The 15,617-nt window shown below is 35.1% G+C and carries 14 protein-coding genes; 9 read left to right on the forward strand and 5 right to left on the reverse strand.

Annotated features, from left to right (window positions below; translation table 11 throughout):
- Positions 1-5: 5 nt before the first annotated feature.
- Positions 6-1,607 (forward strand): DEAD/DEAH box helicase, encoded by a 1,602-nt coding sequence (locus BM018_RS02670; protein WP_092318337.1) that lies wholly within the window; start codon positions 6-8, stop codon positions 1,605-1,607.
- Between the two features lie 23 nt (positions 1,608-1,630).
- Here BM018_RS02670 and BM018_RS07960 read toward each other — a convergent pair whose 3' ends face one another.
- Positions 1,631-2,680 carry a hypothetical protein gene (locus tag BM018_RS07960; RefSeq protein ID WP_092318340.1) on the reverse strand — a complete coding sequence of 350 codons (1,050 nt, stop codon included), beginning with the start codon at positions 2,678-2,680 and terminating at the stop codon, positions 1,631-1,633.
- 205 nt (positions 2,681-2,885) lie between these two features.
- Between BM018_RS07960 and BM018_RS02680 the strand changes: the two genes are divergently transcribed.
- The 4 genes from BM018_RS02680 to BM018_RS02695 all read left to right on the forward strand — a co-directional run bounded on the left by BM018_RS02680 (position 2,886) and on the right by BM018_RS02695 (position 6,703).
- Positions 2,886-3,509, forward strand: a complete 624-nt coding sequence (locus tag BM018_RS02680) for an ankyrin repeat domain-containing protein (protein WP_092318343.1) — start codon at positions 2,886-2,888, stop codon at positions 3,507-3,509.
- 53 nt (positions 3,510-3,562) lie between these two features.
- Positions 3,563-5,656, forward strand: coding sequence for a glycine--tRNA ligase subunit beta (gene glyS, locus BM018_RS02685; RefSeq protein WP_159428142.1), 2,094 nt, complete (start codon positions 3,563-3,565; stop codon positions 5,654-5,656).
- A gap of 9 nt (positions 5,657-5,665) precedes the next feature.
- A complete protein-coding gene (locus BM018_RS02690) occupies positions 5,666-6,268 on the forward strand; it encodes a glycerol-3-phosphate acyltransferase (protein ID WP_092318349.1) in 603 nt (200 codons plus the stop codon).
- A 138-nt stretch (positions 6,269-6,406) separates the two neighbouring features.
- On the forward strand, positions 6,407-6,703 hold the full coding sequence (locus BM018_RS02695) for a hypothetical protein (protein WP_092318352.1): 297 nt from the start codon (positions 6,407-6,409) through the stop codon (positions 6,701-6,703).
- Here BM018_RS02695 and BM018_RS02700 read toward each other — a convergent pair.
- The gene (locus tag BM018_RS02700) at positions 6,689-7,519 is read right to left on the reverse strand and encodes a hypothetical protein (RefSeq protein ID WP_092318355.1); all 831 of its coding nucleotides are present in this window, start codon (positions 7,517-7,519) and stop codon (positions 6,689-6,691) included. The genes BM018_RS02695 and BM018_RS02700 overlap by 15 nt on opposite strands.
- 75 nt (positions 7,520-7,594) lie before the next feature.
- Between BM018_RS02700 and BM018_RS02705 the strand changes: the two genes are divergently transcribed.
- Positions 7,595-8,242, forward strand: a complete 648-nt coding sequence (locus tag BM018_RS02705) for a cytidylyltransferase domain-containing protein (RefSeq protein WP_092318358.1) — start codon at positions 7,595-7,597, stop codon at positions 8,240-8,242.
- On the opposite strand, the gene BM018_RS02710 is transcribed toward BM018_RS02705, so the two are convergent.
- Complete coding sequence (locus BM018_RS02710; RefSeq protein WP_092318361.1) at positions 8,237-8,665, reverse strand: HEPN domain-containing protein; 429 nt, start codon at positions 8,663-8,665, stop codon at positions 8,237-8,239. The two genes, BM018_RS02705 and BM018_RS02710, sit on opposite strands and share 6 nt — an antisense overlap.
- 24 nt (positions 8,666-8,689) lie before the next feature.
- A complete protein-coding gene (locus tag BM018_RS02715) occupies positions 8,690-9,172 on the reverse strand; it encodes a hypothetical protein (protein WP_159428143.1) in 483 nt (160 codons plus the stop codon).
- 123 nt (positions 9,173-9,295) lie between these two features.
- Here BM018_RS02715 and ychF point away from each other — a divergent pair, with 123 nt between their 5' ends.
- From ychF to BM018_RS02730, 3 genes are read left to right on the forward strand one after another with little or no spacing between them, the layout of a single operon-like run.
- Entirely contained in the window at positions 9,296-10,396 is a 1,101-nt protein-coding gene (gene ychF, locus BM018_RS02720) for a redox-regulated ATPase YchF (protein WP_092318367.1), read from the forward strand.
- A gap of 8 nt (positions 10,397-10,404) precedes the next feature.
- A complete protein-coding gene (locus tag BM018_RS02725) occupies positions 10,405-11,727 on the forward strand; it encodes a CDC27 family protein (RefSeq protein WP_092318370.1) in 1,323 nt (440 codons plus the stop codon).
- 9 nt (positions 11,728-11,736) lie between these two features.
- Positions 11,737-12,831, forward strand: coding sequence for a UDP-N-acetylglucosamine--N-acetylmuramyl-(pentapeptide) pyrophosphoryl-undecaprenol N-acetylglucosamine transferase (locus BM018_RS02730; protein WP_092318373.1), 1,095 nt, complete (start codon positions 11,737-11,739; stop codon positions 12,829-12,831).
- Here BM018_RS02730 and BM018_RS02735 read toward each other — a convergent pair.
- Complete coding sequence (locus BM018_RS02735) at positions 12,800-15,574, reverse strand: tetratricopeptide repeat protein (RefSeq protein WP_092318376.1); 2,775 nt, start codon at positions 15,572-15,574, stop codon at positions 12,800-12,802. The genes BM018_RS02730 and BM018_RS02735 overlap by 32 nt on opposite strands.
- Positions 15,575-15,617: the final 43 nt, after the last annotated feature.

The following is a 15,617-nucleotide window of genomic DNA, read 5'->3' on the forward strand; positions in this document are numbered from 1 at the left end:
ATCTTGTGAGCACAACATTTGATTTAAGCAAAACATTTACTGATCTCAATTTACCAGAAGATATATTTCATGCCATTAATGACATGGGATATATTAATCCAACCATGATTCAATCAAAAAGCCTTCCTATTATTATGGATGGCAGTGATATTATAGGGCAAGCACATACTGGATCTGGGAAAACTATTGCTTTTGGTATTCCAGCATTAATAAATATTGACACAGACATAAAAGACACACAAATTCTAATTCTATGTCCTACAAGAGAATTAGCTAATCAAGTTGCAAAAGAAATCACACGTTTAGGAGCGCATAAACGTCGATTAAAAATCGCATCTATCTATGGAGGAACTTCTATTGAACGTCAAATTAAAACACTTGCTCGTGGTGTACATATTGTAGTCGGAACTCCAGGAAGAGTTATTGATCATTTAAACAGAAGGACATTAAATCTCAAAAATGTTAAAATGGTTATTCTTGATGAAGCAGATCGTATGTTAGATATGGGTTTTGTTGATGACATGAAAGAAATTCTTGCTTTAGCACCTACAGATAGACAAACTATTCTTTTTTCAGCGACCATGCCTAAACCTATTTTTGAAATTGCTTTGCAATTTCAAAAAAAACCTATCACAATAAAAATAGACAATCATCAAGCAGCAGCACCAAAAGTTGAGCAGTTTGTATTAAACATTAACGAAAGTCAAAAATTCGAAGCTACTATACGTATATTAAAAATAGAAAATCCACGTTTAGCTCTAGTTTTTTGTAATACCAAACGAAAAACAGATGAAGTAGTTGCGGAACTTCAGGCTAAAGGAATTTTTGCTGATGGACTACACGGTGATATGAAACAAGCTCAACGTGATTCTGTAATGCAAAAATTCCGACAAGGAACTATTGAAGTTCTCGTTGCTACGGATGTGGCTGCACGAGGCTTAGATGTCGATAATGTAGATTTAGTCATTAATTATGATTTTCCACAAGATATTGAGCAATATATCCATCGTATTGGTCGTACAGGTCGAGCAGGCCGAGAAGGTAAAAGCTATGCATTTATTGGAAAACGAGAGCGTTATCAGGTTAATAGTTTGAAAAAAATGACAAAAAGTGACCTTATACCAGTAAAGATACCGACAATTAAAGATGTCGAGCGTATTCAGAATCAACGGACTATAGAAAAATTAATCCAAATTGCTGGCTCAGAAGATATTCACATATACAAAGATAAAGTTCAAGATTGGTCTGAACAAGCACAATTAGATCTTTTAGATTTAGCAGCAGCTTTATTAAAAATGAACTCAGAAGAAAGGGCAAATGAACAAAAGAAAAAAGCAAATAAATATACAGATACCGGAGCAGAAGCTGGTATGATTCGATTTTTTATGAACGTTGGTCGAAATAATCGCACAAGCCCAAAAGATATTATTCAAGCTTTAGTAAAAGAATGTAGTATTCAAGGTTCTGATATTGGGCGAATTAATATTTATGATAAATTTACCTTTTTTGAAGTAGTTGAAAATAAAGCAGATGATGTTTATACTAATATTCAAAAAGTTCGTGTTAGCGGAATTCTTGTAAACGTTGAACCTGCAAATAAAAAATAATAAACACCCTTAAAGGGTGTTTATTATTTGGGCTTCACAACTTTAGTAGTTTGAGGCCGTTTATTTGTAGTTACCTTTTTCACCTGCTGAGTCTTAGGAGCAGGTTTAGCTGCAGGCTTTTTAGGAGCAGCATTTGTTCGAGCAGGAGCTGCAGGCTTTTTAGGAGCAGCATTTGTTCGAGCAGGAGCTGCAGGCTTTTTAGGAGCAGCATTTGTTTGAGCAGGAGCTGCAGGCTTTTTAGGAGCAGCATTTGTTTGAGCAGGAGCTTGACGAGGAGTTCGATTTAATGGAGATCGTGGATCAACAAGACGTTCATATAAATCTATACTTTTTACAAATACATCTCCTAAAGTTACCAATTTCGGACCATCTAATGTGGTATCCAAATAACCTTTATCACTGTAAGCACGTAATTTAAATGACTTCAACGGACGTTTAAAAAATGCTCGCAAATCATCTGCCTCTTTTTTATTAGGTCGTGATTTAAGCCAATAAGTATAATTAACTTCATAGTCACTTAAACTTAATTCTGTTTCTTGATTAGCAGTTTGAAGATTTAAAGTGGTAGAAAATCCTTCGGATACAAATTTTAAGCGCGTAAAATTCATTTTTTCTTTTTCAAGCTGCAAAATAGACGTAGGACTAAAACTAGGACGTGTTCTAACCCCTCGAACAGGTGAAACACGTGCAATATTATACAAAATAGCTAATGATAAAGTGCTTTCACCACCATCAACCGTAAAAATATGAGGATAAAACGATAAAGTCCCTTCATTAATACGAACCTGAGACCATGAAAAGGAACCGTTCAATGAAGGAAAAGCTACAAAGGTTGTAGTGAATAATACTCCTCTATTACCCGCTACAGCAGAAAAATTCTGAGCATCTTTATGATAAATTACCCTACCCTTATCAATCGTATCTGCTAGTGTCAAGAATGCTGGATCTCCTGTATATACAGTCCATTTATGTTGTCCATTATTCTGAGCATAGATAATAAGCGGAATAATACATAACCCTAGAAATGCTAATCTGATTTTTTGACTTTTTGATAACTTTTTTAATAAAGTCATACACTGCTCCTTTAAAGCATAAGAAATACTAATATATTTTATTATAACACTAATTCACTAAAATTTCAAGTTGCGTTGCTACTTTTTATGTTTATCGTTTTTTTCCTGTAAGAACTAAAATAGTTTGATAATTTTTCTTTTAATCCGATAATATTTTTATGATCGGAATTAAACATATTACTATTTAGCATATTGGGAGGCATTTATGCTAATTTTTCTTTTATTTTTCGCAAATTTTTCATTTGCACAGGAAGCTTCTTTATATTTAGAGCCATCTACAAACAAACAGTCTATTATTTCGAATGATTTTTACCAATTTGATACTCGACACAGTAATGATACTAATATAAAATCAGAGGCATCAAACAATATCTTCACCCCTATCGAAACTGTATCCGAGAAATCTGTTAATGCTTCTGATAAATTAGGGCGTACTTTGCTGCACTGGTCTATTATAAATAAAGATATTTTTTTATTTTTTAACACTTTAAAACTCGGAGCTAATGTCAATCTTGCTGATCATGAAGGTAAAACTCCGCTTCATATGGCCGTAGAAGCAGAATCTTTAGAAATGATCGAAACGCTGATCAATCACGGTGCTATTGTGAACGCGCGCGACAAGCAAGGGCTAACACCTCTACATAATACAGCTTTACTTCCTCAAGGGATGCTTATAGCGGATTATTTAATTATTTACGGAGCAGCTCCCTTCACACAGGACAACAATGGACGTACCGCACTTGACTGGGCAAGAATCAACTCTAACAGGCCGATGATGGCTTATCTCAGTGGAGTTGAAAGAAATTTTTTTCGTCCTGAAGATTATTAGTTGAAAAAAAATAAAAATATTTTTATAATTATAAAAATATTGGGAGGAAATCCTTGCCTAATTTTATCTTTGAACTCTTAGTTGAAGAAATTCCTCATGAAATCTTGCCTAAAACACTGCAGCATTTACAAAAATCAGTACCTTTAGCATTTCAGCAAGCGGATATTCATTATACAGATATAGAATATTTTGCAACCCCTAGACGGTTATCTTTTTATGTTTCGGGACTGCCAGCTCATGGAAATAATCAACTTCTTGAACAAAAAGGCCCTTCTGTCAAAGCTGCATATTTGGATGGAAAACCCACTAAAGCTTTAGAAGGATTTTTTAAAACCTATAATGTCAGTTCCGATGATATTATAATACGCAACATCAAAGGACAAGAGTATATTTTTATAGAAAAACAAAAAAAAGGACAACCTATCGAAACGTTGCTTGAAGAAATTACCACAGAAATAGTCACTGGGATTAAATTTAACGAGCCCATGCGCTGGAATCATCAAGGTCAAATTTATGAATTTATCAGGCCAGTGCGCAGTATTATTGCTATGTTGGATGATAAAATATTGCCCCTGAAATTTTTTGGTTTGGAAGCAAGAAATATTTTATTGGGACACAGACAACTTTTTCCCAAGCCAGTTATTTTAATTCATGCAGATAATTACGCCGAAACATTGACTTCATTGGGTGTGCTTCCTTCCTTTGAAGAAAGAGCTACAACAATTGAGAAAGCAGCTGATTTACTGGCTCAAACTCAAAATGCCAATGCGCTTTTAGATTCAGAATTATCAAATACCCTAGCCTCGCTAACAGAGTTTCCGCATCCTATACTAGCAGAATTTGATCCTGAATTTTTACTGCTGCCCAAAGAAGTACTAATTTCCGAAATGAAAATTCACCAAAAATACATTCCCATTATTTCTCACGAAGGTGTACTTATGCCTTATTACATCATTACGGCTAATATTCCTTGTTCCGACGAAGAAACCTGCAAAAATGTTATAGCTGGTAATAGCCGTGTTTTGAAAGCACGTTTTGCAGACGGTGCATTTTTCTATGAAGAAGATATTAAAAAAGGCCTTGAATTCTATCGACAGACTCTACATTCTATTGCTTTTGTGGACGGTGCCGGCAGCATGAACGATAAAATTGAACGGATGCAGAAAATTGGTACGATTCTCAACAAACAACTCCATCTCAACCTTGACAGTCAACTTTTGTTGCAAGCTATTGCTTACTCTAAAGCAGATCTTGCATCGCTTATGGTCGGAGAATTTCCCGAATTGCAAGGCATTATTGGTAGCTATTATGCCCAAAAAGCAGGCTTGCCTAAACCTGTAGCATCTGCCATTAAAGAACAATATTATCCACTGGCTCTCGATAAAAACTACACAATGCCATCCCAAGCATTATCTGGTATTTTAGCTCTTACAGACCGGTTAGACAATTTACTAACACTATATGCTGTAGGTAAAGAAGTAACAGGGTCTCGAGATCCTTATGCCCTGCGCCGGCAAGTTATTGCGATCATTCATATTTTAGAAGCATTCGGCTGGAATAATTTTTCAGTATCAGAATTTTTAACAGCCGTATTGGATATATATCAGCCGCTTTTGCAAGTCGAGCTCAAGCATTGGCAGGATTCCATCACTAAATTTATACAAGTCAGAATAGAAAATATTCTGAAGCAGGCACCTTATCATTTTTCTGCTGACATTATAGCGATTATCTGTGATCAAGGGACTGATAATATTTTAGAAAGCATCCAAAAAGCATCTGCACTACAGGATTTACGTACTCATCATAGCCAACAGCTGCAAATTCTAACAGGACTTTCAAAACGTATTAGCAATATACTAGAAGACTATACGATCACTAACTTTGATCCTCAACTACTTCAAGCACCCGCAGAAAAAATGCTTTTTAAGAGCTATCAGGTAATAGAAAATAAAATTTCGACACTTTCTTATGCAGAAAAATTAAAAGAACTGCTCTCTTTAGAACCGGTAATTACCGATTTTTTTGCCAACATTATGATCAAAACAGGTGATATTCAAGAAAATAATCGATTAGCATTGCTTTCTTTTATCAACAGCCTGTTTAAAGAAATAGCAGATTTCAGTCGTCTGTCAAACGCAGAAAAATAGGAGGCACTTATGTTTTCCCCCCATCATCTCATTGGCTTAACAATATTATTTATGATTATTGCATTTATCAGCGGAAGCATTCCATTTGGTTTAATTTACGGACTGATCCGCGGGAGTGATATTAGAAAATTAGGATCAGGAAACATCGGTGCTACTAATGCTGGACGTATGTTTGGTTTCTGGCAAGGCTTTATACCAGTTTTCGTGCTGGATTTTCTAAAAGGTGCAGTCCCCCTTTTGATTTTTAAAATATTAATCCACCAAAATAACGATATTTGCAATCTATTAGTAGGATTTTCAGCTATTTTAGGACATGTTTTTTCACCCTGGCTGAAATTTAAAGGAGGAAAAGGTGTTGCAACATCAGCAGGAGTATTATTTACACTAGCCCCTATTCCTTCATTGACTATATTAGCTGTATTTATCTCAAGCTTTTTTCTATTCGGCAAGACAGTAGGTAAAGCTTCAGTTACAGCAGCAATTGCCATGCCTTTCGTTATGTATTTAACTCCCGGAGTATCTATGCCATTGAGATTAGCATCTATTTTGCTGGCGGCATTAATTATTTACGCTCATAAAAAAAATATCAAAGAATGGTTTTCAACACCATGAAAAAATATTTTCGCATTACATGCAGACCATACTCATCCTTTGTTGCAAAATATGCTTGTTTCTGTTTATCATTTGTGGTTTAAACGTTATTTATGTATGGAAAATGGCGACTGATTATTCCTAGCAATGGAACGTATTATGAAAAATCCTTTGCAAAAAGACAGCCAATTTGCTGATTTATTGACTTTGGAGATAGTGAGTTTTCAAGAATTAACAGAATGGAAAGAATCCTATCCTGATCAATCCTTTGTTATACAAGAACCTTTTTACCTTTTTCACGAACACAACAATCATTTTACTTTAGGCACATTTGATCAATCATCATTATATTTCCAGCCTGAAGTGCAAGCCATTTTGATCCCGGAGAAAGATCAGTTTGTACTGGATCTAGAAGGAGATAAAAGCATTTGGAAACCAGAACTAATTAATCGCTAAGATATTATTATGCCAAATTCGGATCCTCTGCAGCAATTCTGTATGAGAATCTTTATCATCAAGCATTTGATACAAAGAGAGAATACCATGCGGCGTGAGATAAAATTTAGATAAAATATCTTTTTGAGATTTTTTATCTAAGCTTAAACTACAGTTACAAAAATCAAAAGCTATTTTCCACATTAACGAAACAGTTAAGGGTAAAGAAGGTTTAGCATCATTATACAGCTTCATCGCAGCTGTATAATGACGGAATGCATCAATATACTGGTTTTGATGGAGACAAAGATTGCCGAGCAACCATAAAGATTGAGTTCGATAAAAAATTCCATCCTCTTTCATATCTTGAAAAAGTAATTGGCTTTTTTGGTTTAGCTCAGCAATAGAAGTCCATGTATCTTGAAATAATATATCACGGCTTTCTGCTAAATCTTTTTCTGTTTTACCTAATGTGTAGAGAAGAACAGAAAATTTATTATTCCAAATATCGCGTTCGGAAGAAAGATAATTTTGAATACTGCGGTTAAATTTAATTGAAAAATCATTCATTAAATCCTGAACAGTTTTCAATAATTTTCTTTCACGCTCTTCGGGATTGAGGTTTACAGGCATACCTAAAGTAAGTCGAGATGTAACGTTTTCAAGGATATTATTTTTTTGATCGACGTTTCTTTCAAAACTGAATAAATGCTGCTCTAAATGCATTATCTTTTTCGACAAGCCCCTATTTTTAATGAAAAGGATAATAATAAAAAACAACAGTACAAATAGAAAAATGTTATTCTTGATAAACGAAACAATAACTGTGAAATTCATAGAAACCTTCAGTATTTTTGATAATATTATAAAACAAAATATAAAAATATTCAAATTTCGACTAATGGGATAATTATGGAAATATTTGCAGGCATACAAGCACGGCTGGGATCAAAACGTTTCCCAGGAAAGATTTTTGCGCCATTAATAGGAAAACCCATCTTAACTCATGTTATTCAAAGGGTTCAAGCCATGAAAAACATTAAAAATCATGCTCTTCTTGTGCCCGATAGAGAAATAGAAACTTTCCATGATTTTATCAAAAAAGAAAAATTAGACATTCAAGTTTTTGGAGGATCAGAGTTGGATGTACTCAAACGTTATGTAGATGCAGCTCGTTATTTTTGTGTCCAAAATCCGATTATGCGTGTGACTGCAGATAATCCTTTGCTATCGGTTTTTCTTGCCAATCAACTTATCGATTTGTTCGACGAAACAATGGATTTAGCACATTTTTTAGGTAACCCTCTTGGTACTGGTGTGGAAATTGTCACACCAAAAGCATTATTATCAGCACACAAAAATGCCACATCAAGTACTGATAAAGAGCACGTAACTCAATATATTTATAAAAATCGCCAAATATTTCGAGTGTTTGAGCCACAAATCCAGTTGTCAATCCCTTATGACTTTGTTAGCGTAGATACATCTCAAGATCTGGAACGGGTCGAGAAAATTCTTGCTATGAATCCTGAATGGGGAATTAAAGATTTTAAACTATGATTTTCGTAAAAACATAAGCAGTTGCGGGTCTTGAACAAGCATATTCAACCCTAAGCGTAGTGTATGAAATAAAATACTTGTATAGTGTGCCAATTGCTTTTTACAGAATCCACCTTCACGTCCATGCAGCAAAGTAGAGCGCATACCGTATATCTTGTTGAAATGAAGTTGCATTTCAATAGGGGTATATAAGATATTTTCTTGTTTATTTTTAATACTCAAATGGCGGATTAATGCCAGTTTTGAGGAAAACTGTCTACTGATTGCAACTCTATTATGGTTGTTACCGACTAACAATACTTCACAAGCAATTGTATATTGAAGAAAACGCTTTTCGACATCATGTGTATTGGCTTGACGAAGATGTTGGGCTAAGAGGCGCAGAGTTTTTAATAAGTCGTTCTGAACTAACAGGCTTTCCAAACAAGATGCATAATTTTCAAGATATTACAGATCAGTATTGGGCATATGAGGATTAACCAGCAAAACAGAAGCTTTTGGCAATTCACGCTTGAGAGCACGGAATAATTCACGCCTTTCCATTGTTTTAATATCGCCAATAAAAGTGTTAGGACTCATTACGTAAGTCTGATCAGAAATGTAGCCGCATAGATAGCCATAATCAATAAGATCCTGATTCAAAGGAATACGCTGATTCGTCTGAGCAATAACCCATATTTTCGCAAGCTCATGAATAAATTGTTCTGTAGTAATTGTGCCTTTGGCATTCGGTATGCCAAACGGATATAAAGTATATAAGATTCTTCGTTTTTCTTTGTCAGATAATATATCACTGAGAACTTTAATACTTTGTTCAAAAAGAGGAATTTCTTCCGGAAGAGGATTCCTTAAGCTGATATTGTATGAATGCAACAAAACAATAGGGATAGAAAGTGGTCTAAAATAAAAAGTTGGAGCTAAGATCATCATGATCCTCTAAAAAATAAGCACATTATAAAATATTTTGAGTTTTTTTTCAAGACCTCTATTTAAAACTTGCTGACAATCTTATTTCCTGCTATAATATGGTATTATTGTTTTGAGGAGTTTTTTGTGGGATTTTCTTGTGGAATAGTAGGGCTTCCGAATGTTGGTAAATCAACTCTTTTCAATGCACTAACCAAATCAGGAATAGCTAGCGAAAATTATCCATTTTGCACGATAGATCCAAATATTGGTGTTGTTGAAGTTCCGGATCACCGACTAAAGGTCTTATCGGAAATTTCCGGATCAAAAAAAATTATTCCTGCCGTTGTTGAGTTTGTTGATATTGCTGGACTTGTAGAAGGCGCATCAAAGGGCGATGGATTAGGGAACCAATTTCTTTCCCATATCCGTGAAACTGATGCTATTATTCTAATGACCAGGCTTTTTGACGACCCGGATATCATTCATGTTTCTGGTACAGTCGATCCGGTACGGGATATTAATATTATTTTGGATGAACTGGCATTGAAAGACCTCGAAACTGTTCTTAATGTCAAATCAAAACAGGAACGTATGGCAAAATCAGGTAATAAAAGCGCAAAAGAATTGTTTGATCTTATGTCATATTTGGAAGAATTCCTTACTCAAAGCAAGATGATCAGTCAAGCAACACTTACTCCCGTACAGAAGATTCTAACAAAAAATTACCGTTTTTTAACAGAGAAGCCTTTGCTTATTGCGGCAAATTTGTCAGAAGAAGAAGTTAATATGCCAGAAAACAATCCTCATTGGCATGCTCTACTCGAAAAATCTCAGCTCTTAAACGCACAAGTATTACCTCTATCAGCACAGATAGAACAAGAACTTTCCGAGCTTGAAGATCATGAAATGATGGAATATCTAAAAGAACTAGGATGGGAAAATAGCGGTCTTAATCGGTTGATCAAAGCAGGATATCAATTGCTTGGCTTAATGACCTATTTCACTACGGGTGTTCAGGAAACAAGAGCTTGGACAATACCCAACGGAACATCTGCACCAGAAGCTGCTGGTGTTATTCACACGGATATACAACGAGGATTTATACGCGCAGAAACGATATCGTTTAGCAATTTATCAGAAATAGGATCTTGGACAAAAGCAAAAGAAAAAGGTTTACTCCGCCAAGAAGGGAAAGAATACACCATGAAAGACGGAGATGTTGTCCATTTTCTTTTTAATATATAGGACAAGTCATGGATTTAATGATGTTTAGCGCCGGCTTACTGACGGTGATGGTAAGCATGGCAGGAGGAATTTTTTGTATCTATAAGTTCTGGCCCCACTACAACTTAGAACTCGATGTCTCCCGAGCTTTTGATCAAGCAGATTATCATACCGTTATTCAGCTTACTCAAGGAAAAACCAATAAATTACTTCCTATTGATGTTTATCTGCATGCAGCACGTGCTCGCATGCGTCTTCTTCAATATTATGAAGCTTTGGAATGGTTTGAAAGCCTTCTCCGTCATCTGGATATTAAAAACAAAATTCGTATAACAGTGGAAACAGAAATTGCAGATATCCACTGTGCATTAAAAGACTACACTAGAGCAGAAATGCATTATAGAACAGCATTATCACTTGCTGAGGAAGATCCGTTTGCTAATTATAAATTAGCTTCGTTATTGTTGAACACCGGCAAGCCTGAACCAGCACGTCAGATTCTACGTTCACTTCTCAAAAAAAATCCGCTATTAGCTGAAGCACGTTACCTTTACGCCGAAACCCTTGCTGTTTTAGGATTATATACCAAAGCAATCCGTCATTACGGCATTTTAAATCGCGCAGGCGAACCAATTCTCTCTTTTAACTATGGACGAACACTTAAAGCGCTAAAAAATTTCGAACGCGCTGCTGAAGTTTACCGAGCCCTTTTAGATTCAGACAATATCGAATATAAAAACCAAATTATCCAAGAGTATGCCGAACTCTGTATTATTTTAAAAAATTATGAAGAGGGTGCGCATTTTATTGAAAATGCTCTTCAACATGCCTCCGATCCTCAAACTATTTTAGAACTGCGTTATATGCAAGCTTCACTTTTTTCGAAACGGGGAGATGAATTTCAAGCTTTGATAGAATATCAGCATTTATACCATGAAAATCCTGATTTCAAAGATTTATCACCTATCAACGACAAATGGGGATACATTCTTGCGCATAAATACTTGAAATACTATTTTACTTCACAAGTTGACATATTCGAAAAACTTATCATGCGTATGCTACCTCCTGGAACTATTATTCTTCGACGTTCCCGACAATATTATTTTTGTTTGTATGAATCAAAAGCCTATCTGATGTATAGGCATATATTACCGGCACAAGCTCGATTGGTTTCAGAAATTGATTTACTAATTCTCCAAAAATGCCCTAATATTAATCTTCTTGAATTCTGGTCTCTGACAGGAATTTCGGAACCTTATTCTACCACAGGAGCCGAATATCGATTTTTATTGTATTCTAAAGAAGAATTTCTCACTCATGTCAAACAAATCGTTAACGAAATAGAATAAGGAAAATTTATGCGTTTTATCATAGGCGGCGGCGGTACAGGAGGCCATTTAGCACCCGGGATTGCTGTTTACAAAACATTAAAATCTTTAGGCAATCAAACCATATATGTTCTTCGCAAGCAGGATCTTATATATGATATGGTACAAAAAATTGATACAAACGATAGAATTATGGTAGATATTTCGGGTATCTCACGCCGATTATCATGGAATACTCCTCAGCAAATAGGAAAAATTTTTTCTGCATGGCTGCAAACTTTTTCTCAAATAAAAAATTTTAAGCCTGATGCTGTTATTATTACAGGCGGATATGTATCGAATATTCCTGCACTTGCTGCTGTTCTATTAAGAATCCCGCTTTTTATCCTGGAACAAAATAGTGTTGCTGGAATTACTAATCGATTTTGGGCAAAGTTTGCAATGAAAGTTTTTACAGCTTTTCCCAATGTCCAAAAAGTTCCCCAATCCAAAATTATATTCTCCGGTAACCCTGTGCTTTGTTCTGAAAAAATTGACAAGCTAACAGCCTGCAACTTTTTTGACCTTGCAAGCACGAATAAAATTCTTGGTATTTCCGGAGGCTCTCAAGGAGCAAAAGTCATTAATGATGCGCTTTTTGACATAGTAGCACATATAATAAAAAATAATATTTCTCTTATTTGGAGCCTTGGTGCCAAAGAATTTGATCGTTTTCTTGAAGAAGGAAAAATAGATTTTCTACAACAACATTTTTCAGAATACGTAAAAATATATCGTTTTATCAATCGTATGGATATGTTTTGGTCTGCCTGCGACGCTATAGTAGCACGCAGCGGTGCCGGTACTGTCAGTGAATCGTTATTTTTCCGTGTACCTGCGCTTTTTATCCCTATTCATCAGTCGCCGGATAACCACCAAGCACTTAATGCTTATTTCTTAAGGGATGCAGGAGCAGCACTCTGCTTAAACGAATCCACAATGACTGCTGAAGAACTACTTAACCAAATTTTGACACTTTTTTATGATATTAACAAATTTAAAGAATTATTTCCTACTATTCCGGAAAATTCTACACATACGATAATCAATACAATTAAGCATCTGCTTGAGCCAACAAAACACTAGCACGACGAGCTTGTTTGCTGTTTGGATACTGTTCAAAGATTCGGATAGCAATTTTTTGGGCACTTACAAAATCATTCATCAATAAATAACTTTCTATAATACCCAACAATGCATCAGGAATATGCTTCTGATCATAATCCGTAACAATACTGACAAAAATAGGTAAAGCCTTTTTTCCATCGCCCATAATCATATACAATTTCCCAGCTTTTAATGCAGCATCCGCACCTAAATCGGCATCTCTCAACTCATGAATTTCCATTAAAATGGATAGCATTTTAAGATCTTGTTTTTCTAATTCCAATTTATCAGCTAGCCTTTGAAGAATTTTTGCTTTAAGTTTTTTATCCGAATATTGAGATGCTGCTTTCTTATAAGTTTCTTCAGAATCATTTTTATCAAAGCGAGCTGCAAGAAAAATACGGGCTTTTTCTGCCTCCAAAGACGAACCAAATCGATCAACTAATTCTTCTCGGAATCGCTGAGCAGCCAGATTATTTCCTTTTATATCCTGTAATTCTGCTATTTTAATCAACACTTCCGGAACAGCAGGATGATTAGGATATGCAGCCAAAAATTCCTGAAATAAAGATTCTGCTGAAAGCTCATCCGAAAAGCTTAAACTCCATGCCTCGCGAAGCAGTGCTTCACTATACAGATTTTTATCGTTTCCTGTTTCGCGGACAGATCGATACAAAAGTACAGCCTTTTTATAATCTTTTTGTGTAAATCGCTCATCTGCTAATTTAAAATAAATTTCACCAAGATATTGGCTTCCAGGAAAATTTGCAGAAAAATAATTCAAAGTTTCCTGAGCTTTATTATATTCTTTTGCTTCTATATAACTTAGAATAATTTCAGACCAAAATAAATCTTGGAGTTGAGCAATATCTTTTTTTTCGTCAAGGCTGTTCAGATATTTTTCATAAAGCTTCACTGCTTCTTTATGTCTGCCCAGATTTCGAAATGCAGACGCCTCTGCAAGCAGCAACGCTGTTAAACGTTGAGAATTTTTAGTTAATTTTGCAGCATCTCGAAAATTCGTTAACGCATTTTCAAAATTTCCTAATCGAAATTCACTACGTGCCAATAATTCTTTTAGTTCAGAAAGCATTTCTTTATCCTGAATGGATGTTAAACTTGCTATATCCTTGACTTGATCAAAATTTTCTGTTTTAAACTGCAGCTTGGCAAGAACTAAAAGAGCTTCATTTTTAAATGCCGAATCAGGATATTGATTAGTCAAACGGGAAAGATTATTAATAGCTTCTTTATTCTGTCTCAAATTATAGCGCACAACTCCTGAAAGATATAAAGCTTGATCACCAATACCACTATCAGGCCATGTCTTCCAAATCCTATCAAAATATTCTAGAGCACGCCTTGGCTGATTATCCACACTATAACTACGCCCTAACCCTAACAAAGCATTCTGCTTTAAGATGCTGTTTGTTGAATTACGTACAATACTTTGAAAGTGACGGCGAGCTTCTGTTTGGTTATTGATATTTGCATAAGCATGCCCTAAAAATATAGAAATCTCATCCTTTTGAGAACTCACAGGTTCACGAATTAGGTAAGAATTGAATATATCAATACTTTTTTGAAATTTCTTATCTTGCATATAAGCACGACCTATCCAATAAAGCGCCTCATTAGCATAACTGCTGTAAGGAAATTCCTTTTGAACGCGCTGAGCCGCACGCAAAGTCGAAGGTGTATCCCCTTTAAGAAAATATAATTCTGTAATTTTAAGCAAGGCTTTAGCTTTTCTTTCTCCTTTGTAAGCACTCTCATAACGATAGTAATTTAAAGCCTCATTATATTTCTTAAGCAAGGTATAAACGGACGCTAATTCGGCTTTTGCACGTTCCTGATATCCAGAATAAGGAAAATAATCAATCAGAATTTTCAAATTCTGCTCGGCAGAATCATAATCTTTCTGCAACTTGTAGATGAGTGCCAGTTTATAGTGGGCTTCATCCCGAAAACGGTTATTGTTTGTTGTTAGCAACTGAAAATATTGGATTGCTTTAAGGTACTCTTTTTTTTGAAGCGCAATTTCAGCAAGAAGCCGCTGTACTAAAATATTTTCTTTTGTCTGCGTAATCGCAAGGCTATATTCTTCAGCTTTTTTTACGTTACCATCCAGCAAATGACGAAAAGCCAATAAATAATAAAGTTCATTAATATAAGCCGAAGAAGAGTATAAACTATTAAAACGATTGATTTCTGTTTGAGCTTTAGAATAATTTTTTTGCTGCAGCAAAATAATAATCATTTGGACTAAAGCAGCTTCATGAATCGATGATGGGGGAGTATTCTGAATAATCTGTAAATACTTCAATGCTTCTGGGATTTTATTTTCCCTAAAATGCATACCAGCTAAATCATATAATGCACGCTGTTGAATTTCTATATTACTGCTATTTGTCAAGGATAATAATATATCTTTTGCTTCCTGTGTTCGATCCACCTGTAGCAAGGCATACCCTTCCAGCCAAGCAATTTCATTAGTATAGCGATATGGATTTCTCGTTTTCCAAAGCTGCAGCTCATTAAGAAAAAATAAATATCGCCCATGTTCGAAATAAGTCAACAGTTGCTGGAAAGAACGGGAACCGGTTTCTTGATGAAATATATTTTTGATGCTGATATCTGGAGTTAACATAAACAAATATTCATTATCTTGAGCGTACATACAAAACGGTAAAAAGAACAAAATATTTTTATAAAATTTCATAGGTTTACTTTAGGGTACTCCCGGAATTTCCGATAAAGTTTAA

Origin of the sequence: Brevinema andersonii (genome assembly GCF_900112165.1) — a bacterium.
In the GTDB taxonomy this organism is placed as follows: Bacteria; Spirochaetota; Brevinematia; order Brevinematales; family Brevinemataceae; genus Brevinema; species Brevinema andersonii.

Coding starts and splice junctions, on each gene's coding strand:
- BM018_RS07960 (WP_092318340.1), bottom strand. CDS start 2,680: ATGACTTTATTAAAAAAGTTATCAAAAAGTCAAAAAATCAGATTAGCA.
- BM018_RS02680 (WP_092318343.1), top strand. CDS start 2,886: ATGCTAATTTTTCTTTTATTTTTCGCAAATTTTTCATTTGCACAGGAA.
- BM018_RS02690 (WP_092318349.1), top strand. CDS start 5,666: ATGTTTTCCCCCCATCATCTCATTGGCTTAACAATATTATTTATGATT.
- BM018_RS02695 (WP_092318352.1), top strand. CDS start 6,407: ATGAAAAATCCTTTGCAAAAAGACAGCCAATTTGCTGATTTATTGACT.
- BM018_RS02700 (WP_092318355.1), bottom strand. CDS start 7,519: ATGAATTTCACAGTTATTGTTTCGTTTATCAAGAATAACATTTTTCTA.
- BM018_RS02705 (WP_092318358.1), top strand. CDS start 7,595: ATGGAAATATTTGCAGGCATACAAGCACGGCTGGGATCAAAACGTTTC.
- BM018_RS02715 (WP_159428143.1), bottom strand. CDS start 9,172: ATGATGATCTTAGCTCCAACTTTTTATTTTAGACCACTTTCTATCCCT.
- BM018_RS02725 (WP_092318370.1), top strand. CDS start 10,405: ATGGATTTAATGATGTTTAGCGCCGGCTTACTGACGGTGATGGTAAGC.
- BM018_RS02730 (WP_092318373.1), top strand. CDS start 11,737: ATGCGTTTTATCATAGGCGGCGGCGGTACAGGAGGCCATTTAGCACCC.
- BM018_RS02735 (WP_092318376.1), bottom strand. CDS start 15,574: ATGAAATTTTATAAAAATATTTTGTTCTTTTTACCGTTTTGTATGTAC.